At 61.7% G+C, this 17,163-nt stretch carries 15 protein-coding genes and 4 tRNA genes; 8 read left to right on the forward strand and 11 right to left on the reverse strand.

What is annotated here, in order from left to right; genetic code table 11:
- Nucleotides 1–11: 11 nt before the first annotated feature.
- Nucleotides 12–500, reverse strand: a complete 489-nt coding sequence (locus AC1Z36_RS13320; RefSeq protein ID WP_181148977.1) for a MarR family transcriptional regulator — start codon at nt 498–500, stop codon at nt 12–14.
- A 113-nt stretch (nt 501–613) separates the two neighbouring features.
- On the opposite strand from AC1Z36_RS13320, the gene AC1Z36_RS13325 reads away from it, so the two are divergent.
- Together AC1Z36_RS13325 and AC1Z36_RS13330 are read left to right on the forward strand one after the other, a co-directional pair.
- Nucleotides 614–1,444, forward strand: coding sequence for a tryptophan-rich sensory protein (locus AC1Z36_RS13325; protein ID WP_332499214.1), 831 nt, complete (start codon nt 614–616; stop codon nt 1,442–1,444).
- Nucleotides 1,441–2,904 carry an SDR family oxidoreductase gene (locus AC1Z36_RS13330; RefSeq protein WP_483561333.1) on the forward strand — a complete coding sequence of 488 codons (1,464 nt, stop codon included), beginning with the start codon at nt 1,441–1,443 and terminating at the stop codon, nt 2,902–2,904. The genes AC1Z36_RS13325 and AC1Z36_RS13330 overlap by 4 nt, the downstream gene beginning before the upstream one ends.
- A gap of 20 nt (nt 2,905–2,924) precedes the next feature.
- On the opposite strand, the gene AC1Z36_RS13335 is transcribed toward AC1Z36_RS13330, so the two are convergent.
- The 4 genes from AC1Z36_RS13335 to AC1Z36_RS13350 all read right to left on the reverse strand — a co-directional run bounded on the left by AC1Z36_RS13335 (nt 2,925) and on the right by AC1Z36_RS13350 (nt 4,410).
- Complete coding sequence (locus AC1Z36_RS13335; protein WP_483561334.1) at nt 2,925–3,485, reverse strand: MarR family winged helix-turn-helix transcriptional regulator; 561 nt, start codon at nt 3,483–3,485, stop codon at nt 2,925–2,927.
- A 117-nt stretch (nt 3,486–3,602) separates the two neighbouring features.
- Nucleotides 3,603–3,687: transfer RNA gene (locus AC1Z36_RS13340), tRNA-Leu, on the reverse strand.
- A gap of 92 nt (nt 3,688–3,779) precedes the next feature.
- Entirely contained in the window at nt 3,780–4,271 is a 492-nt protein-coding gene (gene bcp, locus AC1Z36_RS13345; protein ID WP_133834698.1) for a thioredoxin-dependent thiol peroxidase, read from the reverse strand.
- 66 nt (nt 4,272–4,337) lie between these two features.
- Nucleotides 4,338–4,410 (reverse strand) — tRNA-Lys (locus AC1Z36_RS13350).
- Between the two features lie 458 nt (nt 4,411–4,868).
- On the opposite strand from AC1Z36_RS13350, the gene AC1Z36_RS13355 reads away from it, so the two are divergent.
- Nucleotides 4,869–5,396: a hypothetical protein gene (locus AC1Z36_RS13355; protein ID WP_483561335.1), complete on the forward strand. Its 528-nt coding sequence runs from the start codon at nt 4,869–4,871 to the stop codon at nt 5,394–5,396.
- A 358-nt stretch (nt 5,397–5,754) separates the two neighbouring features.
- Here AC1Z36_RS13355 and AC1Z36_RS13360 read toward each other — a convergent pair.
- Both AC1Z36_RS13360 and AC1Z36_RS13365 read right to left on the reverse strand, forming a co-directional pair.
- Nucleotides 5,755–5,827, reverse strand: a tRNA-Lys gene (locus AC1Z36_RS13360).
- 49 nt (nt 5,828–5,876) lie between these two features.
- Nucleotides 5,877–5,949: transfer RNA gene (locus AC1Z36_RS13365), tRNA-Lys, on the reverse strand.
- A 173-nt stretch (nt 5,950–6,122) separates the two neighbouring features.
- Between AC1Z36_RS13365 and AC1Z36_RS13370 the strand changes: the two genes are divergently transcribed.
- The 3 genes from AC1Z36_RS13370 to AC1Z36_RS13380 all read left to right on the forward strand — a co-directional run bounded on the left by AC1Z36_RS13370 (nt 6,123) and on the right by AC1Z36_RS13380 (nt 10,616).
- Nucleotides 6,123–7,055 (forward strand): 2-hydroxyacid dehydrogenase, encoded by a 933-nt coding sequence (locus tag AC1Z36_RS13370; RefSeq protein WP_483561336.1) that lies wholly within the window; start codon nt 6,123–6,125, stop codon nt 7,053–7,055.
- Nucleotides 7,056–7,205: 150 nt separating this feature from the next.
- Nucleotides 7,206–9,050, forward strand: coding sequence for an ABC transporter substrate-binding protein (locus AC1Z36_RS13375; protein WP_483561337.1), 1,845 nt, complete (start codon nt 7,206–7,208; stop codon nt 9,048–9,050).
- Nucleotides 9,051–9,122: 72 nt separating this feature from the next.
- Nucleotides 9,123–10,616 (forward strand): malate:quinone oxidoreductase, encoded by a 1,494-nt coding sequence (locus AC1Z36_RS13380; protein WP_483561971.1) that lies wholly within the window; start codon nt 9,123–9,125, stop codon nt 10,614–10,616.
- A 70-nt stretch (nt 10,617–10,686) separates the two neighbouring features.
- Here the strand turns inward: AC1Z36_RS13380 and AC1Z36_RS13385 are convergent, their stop codons facing one another.
- The gene (locus AC1Z36_RS13385; RefSeq protein WP_105661102.1) at nt 10,687–10,965 is read right to left on the reverse strand and encodes a hypothetical protein; all 279 of its coding nucleotides are present in this window, start codon (nt 10,963–10,965) and stop codon (nt 10,687–10,689) included.
- A 250-nt stretch (nt 10,966–11,215) separates the two neighbouring features.
- On the opposite strand from AC1Z36_RS13385, the gene AC1Z36_RS13390 reads away from it, so the two are divergent.
- Nucleotides 11,216–14,563, forward strand: coding sequence for an efflux RND transporter permease subunit (locus AC1Z36_RS13390; RefSeq protein WP_483561338.1), 3,348 nt, complete (start codon nt 11,216–11,218; stop codon nt 14,561–14,563).
- An 87-nt stretch (nt 14,564–14,650) separates the two neighbouring features.
- Here AC1Z36_RS13390 and AC1Z36_RS13395 read toward each other — a convergent pair whose 3' ends face one another.
- From AC1Z36_RS13395 to AC1Z36_RS13405, 3 genes are all read right to left on the reverse strand, one after another.
- The gene (locus AC1Z36_RS13395; RefSeq protein WP_483561339.1) at nt 14,651–15,289 is read right to left on the reverse strand and encodes a CueP family metal-binding protein; all 639 of its coding nucleotides are present in this window, start codon (nt 15,287–15,289) and stop codon (nt 14,651–14,653) included.
- A 34-nt stretch (nt 15,290–15,323) separates the two neighbouring features.
- Nucleotides 15,324–15,929: a DUF305 domain-containing protein gene (locus tag AC1Z36_RS13400; protein ID WP_434693516.1), complete on the reverse strand. Its 606-nt coding sequence runs from the start codon at nt 15,927–15,929 to the stop codon at nt 15,324–15,326.
- Nucleotides 15,930–16,022: 93 nt separating this feature from the next.
- Entirely contained in the window at nt 16,023–16,463 is a 441-nt protein-coding gene (locus tag AC1Z36_RS13405) for a DUF6153 family protein (protein ID WP_483561340.1), read from the reverse strand.
- A 232-nt stretch (nt 16,464–16,695) separates the two neighbouring features.
- Between AC1Z36_RS13405 and AC1Z36_RS13410 the strand changes: the two genes are divergently transcribed.
- Complete coding sequence (locus AC1Z36_RS13410; RefSeq protein WP_400290915.1) at nt 16,696–17,148, forward strand: MarR family winged helix-turn-helix transcriptional regulator; 453 nt, start codon at nt 16,696–16,698, stop codon at nt 17,146–17,148.
- Nucleotides 17,149–17,163 lie beyond the last annotated feature (15 nt).

The following is a 17,163-nucleotide window of genomic DNA, read 5'->3' on the forward strand; positions in this document are numbered from 1 at the left end:
CTCATGGTTCCCTACTGAAAGGATGTGGTGGGGTTTGCTTGGTTCTCTTCGCTGGTCACGGTGTCCCGCGTTTCCAGCTCTCGCCGGGCTTCTTCGAGCAGGGCGCCCAGATTCCTGCGGGACGGCTCGTCCAGCTGCGCGTAGAACGTGTGCAGCTTGCGCAGCAGCACCTGCCCTGGCCCGGTGGACACCGGGAAATTGCGCCCCGGGACTACCAGGGTGCGCCGCCGGTCCGCGGCATGGTGCCTTCTTTCAACCATCCCGCGGACTTCGAGCCGGTCCAGGACCGAGGTGATTCCTGCCGATGACACTCCCAGTTCGCGGGCCAGTTCCCCGGAGCTGGGCGTTTGCATGGAACGCAGCAGGTTCACCGCACGCAAATCTGTATCGTTCAGGTCAAGGCTGTGGCGCAGGCGCGCTTCGCTCAGTGCATAGGACCGCTGGAGCTTGAGCAACAACCGGAACACTTCCGAGGCAATCAGCGGACGTGAACAATCCATGATAACTTCTCTCGCGTAGTTGATATTTAGCTTTTCTAGATACATCATGGTTTAACTATCTCGTTTTGTCGACTCGAAGCGGGAAAATTTTCAACCGACATCAGGAGCACACGATGAGCAGTTCCACGGATTCCCCGAATTTTCCCTATCGAGCCCCCGCGTCAGCAACATCCTGGGCACTGCCGGTGTTCACGGCGATTGCCCTGGTCCTGGCCATTGCCGTTTCATTCATCGGAAGCGGGGCCCTGGGCGGAACTCCGGTCCAGCAGGCAGCCGGCGGCTATCTGGGCGCTGACTCGACGCTGCTGGCCCCCGCGGGTCCGGCCTTCTCCATCTGGAGCGTGATCTACGCCGGGCTGGCCGTCTACGGCATCTTCCAGCTCACCCCCGCCGGACGCCGCTCGGCCTGGGCTGCCAAGCTGCGGATTCCCGCGCTGCTTTCCGCATTGCTGAACGCCGCATGGATTACCGTGGTCCAGCTGGGCTGGCTGGGGGCCAGCGTCGCGGTGATCTTCATCCTCGTCGCGTGCTTGGCCTGGATGCTGACCATCATGGTGGCAGGCACCCCGTCTTCGCGCACCGAATACTGGATCATGTGGCTGACCTTCGGCATCTACCTGGGCTGGGTCTGCGTAGCCAGCATCGCCAACACCTCCGCATGGCTGCTCTCCCTGGGCTTTGGCCAGGACGCCTCCTGGGCACCAGGAGCGGCAGTGGCACTGCTGGTGGTCGCAGCGGCCATCGGGCTGGGCACCACCGCCTACTCGGGCAGGATCTTCACCGCCTTGGCCATCGCCTGGGGCCTGGGCTGGATCGGCGTGAGCCGGCTGTCCGGAACCAATCAGTCTGAACTGGCCGGGTACGCCGCGCTGGGCTGCGCCGCGCTGCTCCTGCTCGGATCCATGGTGATCGCCTGGCGCAAGCGCGGTGTTCGAACTCCATGAGCCTGATAGCAGTGACCGGAGCAACCGGATACATCGGCGGACGGCTGGTGCCCCTGCTCTTGCGCAACGGGCACCAGGTCAGGGTTTTCACCCGTGACGCGCAGCGCCTGCGCGATACCCCATGGCGCAGCCAAGTCGAGATCGTCGAGGGCGACCTGCAAGATGAGCACGCAGTGGCCAAGCTCTGCAAGGACGCGGACCTGCTCTACTACCTGGTGCATTCGATGTCCGGGACCCGGGATTTCGCGGCTCAGGAAAAAGCGTGCGCGCAGGTCATGGCGCAGGCCGTACGCGAACAGGACGTCAGCCAGCTGGTCTACCTTTCCGGGTTGCATCCTGCAGGTGAACTCAGCGAGCATCTGGCTTCGCGCGTGGCCGTGGGGCAGATCCTGTCAGCGGCCGCCAGCACCCTGGTGCTCCAGGCGGGCCTGGTGATCGGCTCCGGCTCGGCCAGTTTCGAAATGGTCAGGCACCTGAGCGATGTGCTGCCGGTGATGCCGGCCCCGCGCTGGGTACTGAACCAGGTCCAGCCCATCGCCATCCGCGACACCTTGCACTACCTGTCGGCCTGCGCCGAGCTGGCGCAGCCCGCGCAGGGAACCTATGACATCGGCGGCCCCGGCACCTACAGCTACGCGCAGCTGATGAAGATCTATGCCCAGGTGGCCGGCCTGCGCGAGCCGAAAGTCTGGCCATTGCCGCTGCTCACCCCGCGGCTGGCTTCGCACTGGGTGAATCTGGTGACGCCGCTGCCGCACACCCTGGCTTCCGCGCTGGTGCAGTCGCTGCAGCATGATTGCGTCATGGGCTCGCGGGACATCGACAAGCTGATTGCCCCGCCGGCCCAGGGCTTGTGCGATTATCCGCGAGCGGTGCAGCTGGCACTGGAGAAGATGGATGCCGACGCGGTGCAAACCAGTTGGGCTACCGCCCAGCCGATTTCGGCACCCGCCGAACCGCTGCCCTCTGATCCGGATTGGTCAGGGCGCAAGGCCTACACCGACATCCGCCGCATCAGCACCACGGCAACCGAGGCGCAGCTCTTCAGCGTGCTGCATCGGCTCGGCGGGGAATCACCGTATTTCGCCTTCCCCGCCCTGTGGAAGCTGCGCGGCCTGATGGACAAGCTGGCAGGCGGCGTGGGGTCGCGGCGCGGACGACGCTCGCACAGCACGCTGGCACTGGGAGATGTGGTGGATTGGTGGCGCGTGGAAGCCCTGGAGGAAAACAGCTTGCTGCGCTTACGCGCGGAGATGCGTGCCCCGGGCCAGGCATGGCTGGATTACCGGATCGACAAGCGAGCTGACGGGCGCAGCGAACTGATCCAGCGAGCGGTGTTCTTCCCGCGGGGCTTGGCCGGACGCTGCTACTGGTGGGCGGTATACCCGTTCCATGGGGCCATTTTCCCGGCCACCATCAAGAACATTGTGCGCGATGCGGAGAAGCAGGCGGCTGGCTGAGGATCCAGCACGTCCCGGTACTAGTCCGCTTCGCCGGCAGTCGTTGAATCGAGGCTGCTTTCCAAGGCATCAGAGGTCCCGGCAAGGAACCGGATCACTACGTCCCGCTCCTCGGGGCTCATCGAGTTGGCCACTTCGAATCTCTTGGCATGGTGCCGCCCCACTTGCTCCCGTGCTGCCAGGTGGGTTTCCTCGGTGACCTCGACGCATTGCGAACGCCGGTCGGTTGGATGCCTGGTGCGCCGCACATGGCCGTGGGCTTCCAAGCGGTCAATCATCTTGGTGACCGATGCGCTGGAAATTCCCAGATACTGGCTCAGCGCACCCGGGGTGACGGATTGGCCCGCATGCTTGGCGGAGATCATCTTGCGGATCGCCCGCATGTCGGTTTCGTTCAGTTTCATGAACTGCTGGGAGCTGCGCATGATGCGGCGTTCGATCTGGCGCATCCGGCCCATTTCAGCCATGATGCGGTCGATTTGCTCCAGATTGGCAGGGGCTATGCCCGCCCGCTTGATCAGGTCCTGGCCAGGATCGGATTCAGAAAGCCCATACATGGTGGGCAGTTCCTTGGCTGCCATGGTGCCCCTCCTCCTCGGATCGCGGCCGCTTGCCTTATTTGGATCATACGCTTGGTCAACCGCTGCGGATGCATGCAAAAACCCTGCGGCCGATGGAATCAGACCGCAGGGTTCAGTTGGTGCGAGTAGAGAGACTTGAACTCTCACGTCCGAAGACACTGGAACCTAAATCCAGCGCGTCTACCAATTCCGCCATACTCGCTAGCGCTACACCGGAAACACTGTTTCCTCGAAGGCGACCTCATTTAGTGTAGCGGAAGTTCTGCCTGATATGAAATCAGCCAGAGGAGGGGTCTACTTGGGATCAATGCCCAAGTCACGACGCAGCTTGGCCACATGGCCGGTGGCGCGAACGTTGTACTGCGCCAGCGCGATTTTGCCCTCTTCATCGAGCACGATAGTGGAGCGAATCAGGCCCTCGTAGACCTTGCCGTAGTTCTTCTTTTCTCCCCAGGCGCCGTAGGCTTCAGCTACCGCGTGGTCCTCGTCGGAGAGCAGCGGGAAGTTCAATTCTTCCTTGGCGACAAACTTTTCCAGCTTGGCGGTCTTGTCCGGGGAAATGCCCAGAACTGCGTAACCCAGGGACTGCAAGGATTCGAGTGAATCGCGGAAATCGCAGGCCTGCTTCGTGCAGCCCGGGGTGGATGCGGCTGGGTAGAAGTACACGATGGTCTTCTTGCCGCGGTAATCAGCCAAGGCAACAGACTTGCCAGCAGCGTCCTGCAAGGTGAAATCAGGGGCCTGGTCACCGATGGACAGACGGTTAGTCTTTTCGGAAGTACTCATGAGCTGATCCTCTTTTCTTTGCGGTATACAAAAAATCCGACCTGACGAATCAGATCGGATCTACTGTGCGCCCTCCGGGACTCGAACCCGGAACCTAATGATTAAGAGTCATTTGCTCTACCAATTGAGCTAAAAGCGCTTCCTCGCTCTGACTAGTTCTTTTTCAGAACTCGTCTTTGCGACGTAGACAATCATAGGCAGAAATGGTGCAAAAGCAAAAATCGGCCAGTGCCCGACCTGAGAACATAAAAGTCCAAGTCAGATTCATAATATCACTATTTGTCCGGCTTGAAAGTAATCTAAAACACATATAACATCTTGTTCTGCAGTAGTCGTCGAACACTGAAATGCAGGCACTCTTGGCATGGGTTCGACTTCCACCATCCGGGTGGTGAAAACAATGGAATGATTGTCCACTTACTATCGCGACGGCATGGCAACCTATCTAGGCATCGAACGGCAAACACCAGCGAAGCATGCAGTCGATTGCAGACTGCCAACAGTGACCGCCCTAGTGACCATGGCCGGCGAAAGCTACTAGGTTCATAATGTCGTCAGTTGAGGCTAGGCTTTTATCAACCATCACTTGGAGGAATCATGTCGCGCTCGGCCAAACGAATTCTCGGGAACGTCTCTGTATTTGTTGTACTTGTCGCACTTGTGGCCGTACTCGTGGTTTCAGCGACTAGCCCCACGTTGCTGAAGAACGACGCGAAGCTTACTGCTGAAGCAAATGCCGGAACCCCTATTGTTCAGGCGCTGAACACGCCGAGCCCTACCCCACGGTCGACAGCCAACACCCAAAGCACGCCAAAGACGATGAGCGAAGTCAGCCAGGAATGGGCAGATGAAAAAATAACCCAGTACCTAAATGGAAATGGCGCTCATAGTTTCGACGCTTTCCCTGGTAGCGCGCAAGGTGACACGATCCGTTGGAGCTCCCCAGCCGAAGGCAAGCTTGTGATTACCGTAGAGGATGGCTGGTCTTCAGAAGACCTGGAGGCCTATGCGAATCTGGTCTTGATCACGGTTGGCCACGAATCCCCTGAACTCACAAACGTCACCGTGAAGACCGACAACAATGTGGTGGTCGAAACCGTGGCGGCAAAAACCTCGCAGGACTAGGTCAAAAAGACAGTAACAGCTCTGGTTACGCTGGATTCCCTCGCCCTAGTCGGTAACCCCTGAGGCTATCGAGGTCGAAGTTAAGCCAATCATCGAGCCAGCTAATGAGTCGAAGCCATCTATCGGGGCTGCGTTCATGCGAGGGAGTCAAGATGAGCCTGCTCGAACGCTATCGACGTGCTGAACTCACTTGATGTTCATATCTTGAAGAGTGCGATCAACGCCCGAGCTTCGGATGCGAACACCGTGGTTGCCTGGAGACCATGGCCCCTTGTCCTTGCCGAGCGCCGTCCTGAACGTGAAGAATAACCACCGGGATAAACAAAAAAGGCCAGACCGAAGCCTGACCTTTGTTTTGTGCGCCCTCCGGGACTCGAACCCGGAACCTAATGATTAAGAGTCATTTGCTCTACCAATTGAGCTAAAAGCGCGTATTTATTTATGCAAACAAGTTGTCTGGTGAACCGAACAAATTGTTCGTGCGCCCCCCGGGACTTGAACCCGGAACCTAATGATTAAGAGTCATTTGCTCTGCCAATTGAGCTAGAGGCGCCCGCTGCGATGTTCTAGAAGCTTTTCGGGCTTCGCGCTTTCGCAACGAGATAAAACTTTACCAGCAATTTCCCTCAGCGCAAATTCGGGGGCCAGTATTCTGCGGTGACCTTCATTACAGGACATGACTAGGGGTTACTACCAAAGCGCGGATGGGGTTTGTACAGTGTTTCCATGAGCACCCAACGAACGATTTCATTCCCGACACAAGATCTGATTGATGCGGTCGGTCCGATCCCGGAAAACCTCAAAGCTGTGCTCTGGGACCTGGAGAGCACCCCCGGAACTGCGCTGGAAGAAATCGACATTGCGATCCTTCCCTATATGTCGAATCCCCAGACGCTGAAGAACATCCGCAAGGCACCGAACGTCAAGATCGTCCAGACGCAGACCACCGGCTTCGACGGAATGGTTGACCTGATTGGCGATCGCGCAAATATCAATACCGCGGCCGGCGTCCATGCAGCGGCTACCGCCGAGATGGCCATCGGCCTGGCCATCGCATCCCTGCGCGGCTACCCGCACGCGGTCCGAGACCAGCAGCAAGGCCGCTGGAATCCCCAGCAGTGGCCCGGGTTGGCTGATCGGACGGTGGCATTGGTTGGCGTGGGCGGCATCGGCGAAGAGATCCGCAAGCGCCTGGAGCCCTTCGAGGTCAATCTCCTGCGCTTCGGCTCCACGGCCCGCACCGATGAGCATGGCGAAATCTTCGCAACTTCTGATCTCGCAGCACGCGCGGCGCAGATCGAAGTGCTGATCCTGATCGTGCCGCTCAACGATTCCACCCATCATCTGGTCGACGCTGATCTGCTGGCCAAGCTTCCTGACGGTGCAACCGTGGTCAACGTCGCTCGCGGCCCGGTGGTGGATACCGACGCAATCGTGGCAGAAGTCGCTTCGGGCCGCTTGAACATGGCATCGGATGTATTCGACCCAGAACCCCTGCCGGCCGATCACCCATTGTGGCAGCACCCTAATGCCTTGGTCATTCCCCACAACGGCGGCAACACCAAGGCGTTCTTCCCGCGCATGGTGAAGTTGCTCAAGAAGCAGGTGCAGGCCTGGGCAGCGGGCAACGACGGCGAGAACCTCGTGCACCGCAGCTAACAATTTAGCGACAGTTGACGGCTCCGGGAGTTTTGGCTCCCGGAGCCGTGGCCGTGGTGCGCTATCTTTGATAAATACCTTTGCGCACATTTACTTGCTTGTTCCCTGCGCGAAGCAGTACCGCCTGCCATAGGAAGATGAGTCATCCCAGTGCCCGAATTGCCATTGAAACTCGTATCACGACGCGCATTGCTGACCGGTACATTGGCGACTACCGCACTGGCACTGACCGCCTGCACCGGAAACCCAGGGCCCGCGGCCTCCGCTTCGCCCACAGCCTCGGCCAGCGCACCGCGCATTCCCCGGACCCTGCGCCTGGCAGCAGCCGCTCCCCCGGTCAAGCTGGATCCGGCCATCGTGGCGGATAACGAATCCTTCCGGATCACCCGCCAGGTGTACGAGACGCTGGTCGATATCGATCCCGATACCGGTGGCGCCGTAGCCGGCCTGGCCGAATCCTGGACCGAAAGCCCTGATGGCTTGCGCTACACCTTCACCCTGCGCGAAGGCGTGCTCTTCCACGACGGCACCGAATTGACCGCAGAAGCAGTGGTCGCCAACTTCAAACGCTGGGAAAACTTGTCCCCGCAGCTGCGCGCTTCATCCAGCCAGGGCTTTGCCAATGTTTTCCACTTCGACAGCGACATCCCCAAGCTTCCAACTGCCAAGGAACTCGAAGAAGAGTTCAAGAGCGCTGCCGACGCCAGCGAAGAGGAACTGGCCACCCAGCAGCTGCGCACCAAGCAGCTTGAAGAGCTGACCAAGAAATTCGACACCAAGCTCTTCGAAGGCAAGTCCGCAGCCGGTTCCGCCAGCTATTTCGAATCCGTCAAGGCAACCGGCAAGTACCTGGTCGCCTTGAACCTGCGCCGCCGGCTGCCAGGGCTGATCGAAGCGCTGACCCTGCCGGGCATGGCCATTGCCGCGCCCAGTGCGTTGACCGGCGGCCCTGGGCAGAACCCGGCCGAGTCGCTCTCCACCCACCCGGTAGGTACCGGGCCATACACTTTCGTTTCCCATGAGGACAATGTGGTGCGCCTGGAGATCTTCAAGGACTATTGGAATCAACCGCGGCTATCCAATAACACCGCGCATCCCGAGGTTGCGCTGATCTCTGCTGTGCCTTCGCCCTACAACCGCGAAGGCGCGCTGCTGGCCGATGAAATCGACGGCTTCGACATGGTCTCGGTGGACATCATGCGCACGCTGGTGCGCAATGCCAAGGTGGTTGTCCAGCGCGATCCCTTCTCCGTGCTCTACCTCGGCATGAACCAGCGCAATAAGTGGCTGGCCAAGCCGGAATTCCGCATGGCCATTGCGCACGCGGTCAACCGCAGCTCGCTGGCTGAGAAGCTGTTCCTGCAAGGGTCCAAGCACGCTTCGACCCTCTTGCCCTCTGCCTTGAGCATTCCGGCACCGGAAGATACGCCGAACCACGATGCGTCGAAGGCCAAGACCTTGCTGGCCGAGCTGGGTTACAAGGGCGAACAGATCGAGTTCGCCTACCCGCTGCAGGTTTCGCGCAACTACCTGCCGCTGCCTGAACGCACTTTCGCGCAGATCGCCGAGGACCTCGCCGCAGTGGGGATCCGCATCAAGCCGCGCCCGATTGCATGGACCGACGGCTACGTGCAGACCGTGCAGTCCAAGGACTTCGAGGGACTGCACCTGCTGGGCTTCTCCGGCGGCTACCGTTCGGCAGATGACTTCCTTTCCGGCATTTTGGCGGCCAAGGAGAATGAGTTCGGATACACCTCGGCGTTACTTGACTCACAGATCATGCTGGCCCGTTCCATCCCTTCCGGAGAGGAACGGACCGCCGCCTATGCCGATATCCTCAAGACCCTGAACGCGGATCTGCCCGCGCTCCCACTGGTCTTTCCGATCTCTGCGCTGGCGTTTAACGGCAACGTCACCTTCTATCCTCCCTCGCCGATGCTCAATGAGTGCTACGCGGATGTGCAGATGGCAAACTCGCCGTCTATCTCAAGTTAGTGACCGTTAACCCAGTTAACGATTTCTAACCCCCGGGGATATAGGTCTACTCTGGGAGAGAGCAAAGTATCACTGTCGATGGAGATCCTCGTGCCTTCTGAAACGTCAACCGAATCTTTTGACGTAGTACTAATCGGTGCCGGCATCATGAGTGCCACCCTTGGCACCATGATCAACCAGCTGGAACCAACCTGGTCCATTGGTCTTTTCGAGAACCTGGACAAGGCCGGGCAGGAATCCTCCTCCCCTTGGAACAACGCAGGTACCGGCCACTCGGCACTGTGCGAACTGAACTACACCGCTGCCAAGGCTGACGGATCGGTCGATCCGGCCAAGGCCATTGGCATCAACGAGCAGTTCCAGGTTTCCCGCCAGTTCTACTCGTGGGCCGTCGAGAACAACCGCGTTGCCGACAACAGCTTCATCAGCGCCCTGCCGCATATGTCCTTCGTCATCGGCGAGGACCACTCCAAGTACCTGCAGACCCGCTACGAGGCACTGAAGCCCAATGCGTTGTTCGAGGAACTGGAAATCACCAACGACCTGGACACCATCAACCAGTGGACCCCGCTGGTGGCCAAGGGCCGCGATGCCTCGCAGAAGGTTGCCGCATCCCGCGTTGTCTCCGGTACCGATGTCGACTTCGGCCGCCTGACCCGGGACCTGACCGACTCGCTGGGCGCCGCTGGCGCCTCGGTGAACTACGGCCACAAGGTCAAGGGCATCAAGCGTTCGGGCGCCGGCTGGGAACTGAGCGTCAAGGACAACGCTTCGGGCGCAGTCAAGAACGTCAAGGCCAAGTTCGTGTTCGTCGGTGCCGGCGGTGGCGCACTGCCGCTGCTCCAGAAGGCCGGCATCGACGAAATCAAGGGCTTCGGCGGCTTCCCGGTCTCCGGTCAGTTCCTGCGCTGCACCGATGAGAGCGTCATCAACCAGCACCACGCCAAGGTCTACGGCCAGGCTTCGGTGGGCGCTCCTCCAATGTCGGTACCGCACCTGGATACCCGCTTTGTCGACGGCAAGCGCTCGCTGATGTTCGGCCCCTACGCCGGCTTCTCGATGAACTTCCTGAAGTCCACCGGCCAGCTGGATCTCCCCTTGTCCCTGCGCCCGCACAACATCATCCCGATGCTGGCTGTTGGCAAGGACAACCTGGATCTGACCACTTACCTGATCAAGGAAGTTCTCAAGTCCCGCTCCAAGAAGGACGAGGCGCTGGCCGAGTACTTCCCGGATGCAGATGGTTCCAAGTGGGAGCTGATCACCGCTGGCCAGCGCGTTCAGGTCATCAAGAAGGATGCCAAAAAGGGCGGCGTGCTGCAGTTCGGCACCGAGGTCATCACCTCCTCGGACGGCTCGATCTCCGGCCTGCTCGGCGCTTCGCCAGGCGCTTCGACCGCTACCCCGATCATGGTCGGGCTGCTTTCGCGCTGCTTCCCCAAGCAGTTCGCAGGCTGGGAGTCGAAGCTCAAGGACATGATTCCTTCCTACGGCCAGAAGCTGAACGAGAACCCAGCACTCTACGCTGAGGTCAAGGCAGCCACCGACAAGTCCCTGGGACTGTAGGCACCAAGCACAACGAGAACCGCCCACCAGCATTGGTGGGCGGTTCTCGCGTATCCGGGCACTGGTCGGGCTATGGCCGGTCCAGCGGCTCGCCGTAGGGGTAGTCCACCCAGGCACCAGCGCCAAGGTCGGGGCAATGGCGTTCGGCGCCGTGGCGCGTGCACGAGGCATCGGCGGGATACCGGTGCCCTTGCAGCAATTTATCGGCCTCGGCCCAGCCCAGGCCGGAGACTTCCCGCCCGTCGGCGTAGCGCAGGGCGTAGCTGAAATAGCGGTAGCGGATCCTGATCAGCCGCCGGATCCCTTGCTGTGCGGTGGCTTGCACCGCAATCGGCATCTGCAGACTCATGTCCCCAGTATTCCATGCGGCCACCAGCCACCGCCTTCCCTAAGAATCGGGCATGCGCTCCAGCAGCGCTGCGCGCGCCGCGCCATCGGCAGCATTGGCACGTGCGGGCGGGCGGGCCCCAGGCAGCTTCGGGGTAATCCATTGGGATGATTTTGCGTGCTTTACATCTCCCGGTGACTGTTGAGCAATGGCAACCAACTAAAGTTGAGATCAGCCCTTCCCACTGCGACACAGCTAGGACCACACCCGCATGCAGCGCTTGGCCATCTTGTCATTGAAAAACCGGGCGCTCATTGCGCTCATCACGGTTTTCGCCGCCGTCTTCGGCGTGATTTCCATGGGATCGCTCAAGCAGGAGCTGATCCCCGCCCTGGAATTCCCCCAGATCTCGGTCATGGCAACCCAAATGGGCTCCAGCCCCGAGGTGATCGACGAGCAGGTGGCCGAGCCGCTGGAAACCGCTTTGCAGGCAGTTGAGGGACTGGAATCCTCCACCGCTACCTCGCAGACCGGCTTCACCCGCATCTCGCTGACCTTCGAATACGGCACGGACATGGACCGTGCCCGGACCCAGGTGGAACGGGCCATTGCCAATTCCAAGGCCCAGCTTCCCGAGGATGTCGAGCCTACCGCCTTCGCCGGCTCCATCGCGGACTTCCCGGTCCTGGCCCTGGCCGTCTCCTCGGACCAGTCGCTGGAAGCGCTCAACGACGACGTGGAGCGCCTGACCCTTCCCAAGCTGCAGAAGATCGAGGGGGTCCGCGAGGCCTCGGTCTCCGGTGGCGCCTCCCAGCACATTGCGGTGATCCCGAAAGACGACCAGATGCGCGATGCCGGCTTAGCCGTCACGGATCTGAAGGACGGCATCGAGAACGCCGGCTCCCCCATGCCCATTGGCAACATGGACGTCGATGGCCTGGAACTGCCGGTCATTGCCGGCTCCACCCCGGACAGCTTGGAGGCCATCAAGGATATCCCGCTGGTCACCGATGGCGGTCCGGTGCTGCTCAAGGACGTCGCCGAGGTCTCGGTCAAGGCCGATGAGGCCACCAGCATTACCCGCACCAACGGCGAGGAGACCCTGTCCATCCAGGTCACCAAGACTCCCGATGGAGACACGGTAGCCATTTCGCACGCGGTCACCGCAATGCTTGCCGACCTGGAGTCAGAGCTGGGCCACAAGGCCACCATGACCACGATCTTCGACCAGGCGCCCTTCATCGAAGACTCGATCAAGCACCTGGCGCTGGAAGGCGCCCTGGGCCTGGGCTTCGCGGTGATCATCATCTTGGTGTTCCTGTTCTCGGTACGCTCCACCCTGGTCACCGCGATCTCCATTCCGCTATCCCTGATGGCCACCTTCATCGGGATGAATGCCTTCGGATACACGCTGAACATGCTCACCTTGGGCGCATTGACCATTTCCATTGGCCGCGTGGTGGATGACTCGATTGTGGTGATCGAGAACATCAAGCGCCACCTGTCCCATGGCGAATCCAAGGCGCAGTCGATCCTGCTGGCGGTCAAGGAAGTGGCCGGCGCCATTACCGCGGCGACCCTGACCACCGTGGCGGTCTTCTTGCCGATCGCCCTGGTGGGCGGCATGGCCGGCGAACTGTTCAGCCCGTTCGCGCTGACCATGACCATCGCACTGCTGGCGTCGCTGCTGGTATCGCTGACCATTGTTCCGGTACTGGCGTACTGGTTCCTGCCGCACCGCCCGGGCAGCGGCGAAACCCATACCGTGCATGTGGCCGAAGACAAGTCGTGGTTGCAGCGTGCCTACATTCCGGTGCTGGAGGGGACCCAGAAGCACCCGGTCATCACCTTGCTGGCCTCGGTGCTGGTCCTTGCCGGCACCGTGGCCATGACCCCGCTGCTGAACACCAATCTGCTGGGTTCCACCGGCGAGAACTCCATTTCCATCACCGCCAAGATGCCTTCGGGCACCTCCATGGAAACCACCGAAAAGCAAGCGGCAAAGATCGAGACCGGGCTCGCTGATATCGAGGGAATCGAAGATGTCCAGCTGACCGTGGGCACCGCCAGCGGCATGGCTGCCATGTTCTCCTCCGGCTCGGATACCGCAAGCTTCACCGTGATCACCAATGCCGATGCCGACCAGGAAGCGCTGACGAACACGGTGCGCGAGCAGGTGGAAGGCCTGGACCTGGCCGAGGACCTGGACCTGAGCTTCGGCTCGAACTCCTCGGCCATGATGTCCAGCGATGTCACCATCGAGATCAAGGCCCCGGACGAGGGGATCCTGCGCGAGGCGACCTCCACAATGCGCGAAGCACTGGAAGGTACCGCGAACGTCACCGAAATCTCCGATAACCTCTCTGCCGAACGCGAGCAGGTGTCCATCGATATCGATGCGCAGAAGGCTGCCGAGGCGGGATTGACCGAGACCCAGCTCGCTGGCATGGTCGCTTCGCAGGTCTCCCCTGTTCCGGCAGGCACCTTGCGCCTGGACTACACCGACATGACGGTGCAGATCGGCGAGGGGATGGATCTGGACAGCCTGGAGAAGCTGCGCGAGCTGCAGATCCCTACCGCCACCGGCATCAGGGAACTGCAGGATCTGGCCACCGTTGAGCGTGCCAAGGTGGTCCAGCAGGTCACCACCTCCAACGGCGAACGTATCGCTACGGTCACCCTTGCTCCCGTGGAGAACATGCTCGGAGAGGTCTCCAAGGACGTCGCCACGAGCCTGGACTCGGTGCAGCTGCCCGAGGGCGCCACCGCGGAGATCGGCGGCGCCGCAACCGAGCAGGCCGAGTCCTTCAACCAGCTGTACCTGGCGCTGCTGGCGGCCATCGCGATTGTCTACGTGATCATGGTGGCCACCTTCAAGTCGCTGATCCAGCCGCTGATCCTGCTGGTCTCGATTCCCTTCGCGGCGACCGGCGCTATCGGCCTGCTGCTGATCTCGGGGATCCCGCTGGGCTTGCCTTCGCTGATCGGCATGCTGATGCTGGTGGGCATCGTGGTGACCAACGCGATTGTGCTGATCGACCTGATCAACCAGTACCGCCAGGACAGCGCCGAACGTCCGGCCATGTCCCTGGAGGATGCCATCATGCACGGCGCCCGCCAGCGCCTGCGCCCGATCCTGATGACCGCCCTGGCTACCATCTTCGCGCTGGTGCCGATGGGCCTGGGCCTGACCGGCCAGTCCGGATTCATCTCCCAGCCGCTGGCCGTGGTGGTGATCGGCGGCCTGGTCTCTTCCACCGTGCTCACCCTGATCCTGGTGCCGGTGCTCTACCGCTTGGTCGAGTCCCGCAAGGAGAAGAACGCCAAGGCCCGCCGCGCGCGCAAGCATTCGGCGCAGCAGCATACCGCTGCCCAGGACCTGTCCCGGGCGATGGACAGCGCCAGCGCCAAGATCGTTCCGGGCGCTGCGCCAGAAGCCGCGGCCACGGAGGCCTCGAAGACCGCGGATGCCGGGAAGAGCCCCGCGGCTAAGCCTGCGCCTGCCGAAGCCGCTGGCCAGGTCGTCAACCCGTTGACCGGCCAGATCCCGGTCTCGCGCAAGGAACGCCGGGCCTTCGAAGAGCTGATGAAGCAGGCACCGCCAAAGCCCAACGACTAGGCTTTGGCGACGCTATGACTCGGGCCTGCAACCACCTTCGTGGTTGCAGGCCCGAGTCCGTTTGCGCGCTGTCCGCGGCCGCTGGCCCTAGACCAGGCGCAGCTCCGTCAGGCAGGTTGCGTTGGACTGCCCGGCGGTAGACACCGTGGTTTTGGCGCTCTTCCCCTGGTAGGTGAATTCAAGGTCCAGCGTGATTCCCCGCGGAACCCAGAGGCCGATGAATCCGTTGTCGAAGGTTTCCATGCCCTGGTCAACCAGCACCTCGCCGGTCTCGGCGTTCACGGCCTTGACCTCCATCTGCCTGCCTTGCAGCTGCCCAAGGCAGGTGGTGAGGCTATGGAAATGGCAGCTGTGGGTCTGGTCCACATAGGGCGCGGCCGAGAGATAGTACTGGTCTTGGGGCAGCGGCAGGTTCGCGGTGCGTCCCGACGCATCAGCCAGCACCAGCTGCGTTGGCTGCACCATGGCGGTGAAGTTCTCCGGCCGCTGCTCCTGCGGCAAGCGATCGAGCCGGTCGATGGCCGCCTTGGCGTCGAGTCCTTCCAGTCCCAGTTCGGCGAGGAACTGACCGGTGTCCTCGGCTGCAACTACTGTAGGCTCGGGCTGCGCGACGGGTGCCGCGGCGGTGCTGCATCCGGCCAGCACGGCCAGCGCGAGCAGCGAACCGGCGCCCCTGGCCGCAATGCGGGCACGGTAGCTCTTGCCGCCGGAAAGTTTCTCGGACATGGCCACTCCCAATCTTCCTGTCTCCAATTCCGGGCTACAGCGTCTCAAGCAGCTGCTTCATCTCAGTGATTTCCCTGGTCTGGGAATCAACGATCTGCTGGGCCAGGTCGATGGCCGCCGGGTAGCTTCCCTCGCTGATCTCGGTCTTGGACATCTCCACGGCGCCTTCGTGGTGCATGATCATCTGCTCGAGAAAGAGCCGGGCAGCGTCGGAGCCGGTCGCGTCTTCCAGCGCCTTGATGCCCTCCTCCGGGACCATCCCGTCGCCGTGGTCCATGCCCCCGTGATCCATCCCGCCGGGCATATTCCACTCGGAAAGCCAGCGGTCCATGCGTTCGATCTCCGGGGCTTGCGCAGCCTGGATCCTTTCGGCCAGGGATGCCACCTCGGCGGGAATCCCGGATTTGCCCAGCAGGATGCCGGACATCTCTATCGCCTGTTCGTGGTGCACCTTCATGCCCGCGGCGAAGGCCATATCGGCGTCGTTGGCCGATGCGGACTGGTCCATGGAATGCCCGGAATGCGAACCGGAGGCCGAGGCGCTGGGCGCCTCGGTGCTTGATGGTTCCCCTGCGCATCCGGCGAGGGCGAGAGTTGCACCCAGTACGAGGGCGCTGGAAATGAGGGTCTGCTTGTTCATGGTGATTCTCCTGGTGGATCTGGAACGTGAGCGGCGCCCGCCTGCGGCGGCGCCGGAACTAGCTGGAGGCCAGTGCATCGACCGGCCAAGTTCTCACGTTCGGCAGATCCCCAACGCAACCAGATCGGGTTTATCCGGTGCGATCCCCCGCAGTTCCGGTGCCGCGCAAAGGGTCCGCGGGAACACCGACCGGAGAACGGCTACGGTCTGCGGCGGCCGCAGGAACAGCAGCATGGCCAGCAACGCCAAGACGCAACCGGCGGCGGCCATCTCATGGCCCATCGGGCAGTCGGTACAGCCCTGTTCCTCGCCGCCCGCATCGGCTGGCGGAGCATGGTGCGCGGGCTGGGTGTGAGCCGGATGCGCCTGCGCGACCGGGGCCGTGGCCGGGGATTGCGCCGAGGCTCCATGATGCAGCACATGCATCGAGAACAAGCCGAAAAGCACCGCGCTGATCAGCAGCAGCGAGCGGACTACCGCCAGGCGGGGGCAGGTGCGCCCTCCGGCCTTCGCCAGGTAGTTGCCGATGCTCATGGCTCCCAGCTTAGCGACGCCACCGCAAGGCCGCGAAACATGACCCCATCAACCGGCGGGACAAGATCCCTGCCGGTGCTCCGACCCGTCATTGTCCCCCGATTCCAGTGCCGGTCCGGCTCCAATTCCAAATCCGATTCCAAGCCCCCCGTCCTGCGGTCCGCGCAGCGCCGTGCCTGGCGAATCAATAATTTAAGTTGCGCACAATTGAATTGCGTGCAATCATTATTCCATGGCAATAGTTGACGACATGGTGTGCTTCTCCCTCTACTCGGCCAGCCGGGCCACCACCCGCGCATATACCGAGCTGCTCGCCCCTTGGCAGCTGACTTACACCCAGTACCTGGTGCTCGTTGCACTGTGGTCCGAAGGCGATAAGCCGGTGCGCGAAATCGGCGAGATGCTCCAGCTGGACTCCGGGACCCTGTCCCCGCTGCTGCGCCGGCTGGAACAGAAGGACTTCATCGAACGCCAACGCGATGACAAGGACAGCCGCGTCGTCAACGTCCGCCTGACCCCCGCTGGCGTATCCCTGCGCAAAGAACTGGCGCATATCCCGGCGCAGATCGCCTGCGGCACCGGGTTGCCGGATATGGAAAGCGCCAAAGCGCTGCTGGCATCCCTGCACCGCATCACCGCCTCCATGCAGCAAATCCCCGCTCCCGACCAACCCTCCGGAAAATAGCTACCAGATTTCCCC

The sequence above is a fragment of the Glutamicibacter sp. BS14 genome, assembly GCF_056934375.1.

Bases quoted from the DNA above. Each gene is read 5' to 3' on its own strand.
- AC1Z36_RS13385 (WP_105661102.1), bottom strand. From the start codon at position 10,965: ATGAGTCTGCAGATGCCGATTGCGGTGCAAGCCACCGCACAGCAAGGG.
- AC1Z36_RS13320 (WP_181148977.1), bottom strand. From the start codon at position 500: ATGGATTGTTCACGTCCGCTGATTGCCTCGGAAGTGTTCCGGTTGTTG.
- AC1Z36_RS13335 (WP_483561334.1), bottom strand. From the start codon at position 3,485: ATGGCAGCCAAGGAACTGCCCACCATGTATGGGCTTTCTGAATCCGAT.
- AC1Z36_RS13405 (WP_483561340.1), bottom strand. From the start codon at position 16,463: ATGAGCATCGGCAACTACCTGGCGAAGGCCGGAGGGCGCACCTGCCCC.
- AC1Z36_RS13370 (WP_483561336.1), top strand. From the start codon at position 6,123: ATGAGCACCCAACGAACGATTTCATTCCCGACACAAGATCTGATTGAT.
- AC1Z36_RS13410 (WP_400290915.1), top strand. From the start codon at position 16,696: ATGGCAATAGTTGACGACATGGTGTGCTTCTCCCTCTACTCGGCCAGC.
- AC1Z36_RS13355 (WP_483561335.1), top strand. From the start codon at position 4,869: ATGTCGCGCTCGGCCAAACGAATTCTCGGGAACGTCTCTGTATTTGTT.
- AC1Z36_RS13325 (WP_332499214.1), top strand. From the start codon at position 614: ATGAGCAGTTCCACGGATTCCCCGAATTTTCCCTATCGAGCCCCCGCG.
- AC1Z36_RS13390 (WP_483561338.1), top strand. From the start codon at position 11,216: ATGCAGCGCTTGGCCATCTTGTCATTGAAAAACCGGGCGCTCATTGCG.
- AC1Z36_RS13395 (WP_483561339.1), bottom strand. From the start codon at position 15,289: ATGTCCGAGAAACTTTCCGGCGGCAAGAGCTACCGTGCCCGCATTGCG.
- bcp (WP_133834698.1), bottom strand. From the start codon at position 4,271: ATGAGTACTTCCGAAAAGACTAACCGTCTGTCCATCGGTGACCAGGCC.
- AC1Z36_RS13400 (WP_434693516.1), bottom strand. From the start codon at position 15,929: ATGAACAAGCAGACCCTCATTTCCAGCGCCCTCGTACTGGGTGCAACT.
- AC1Z36_RS13330 (WP_483561333.1), top strand. From the start codon at position 1,441: ATGAGCCTGATAGCAGTGACCGGAGCAACCGGATACATCGGCGGACGG.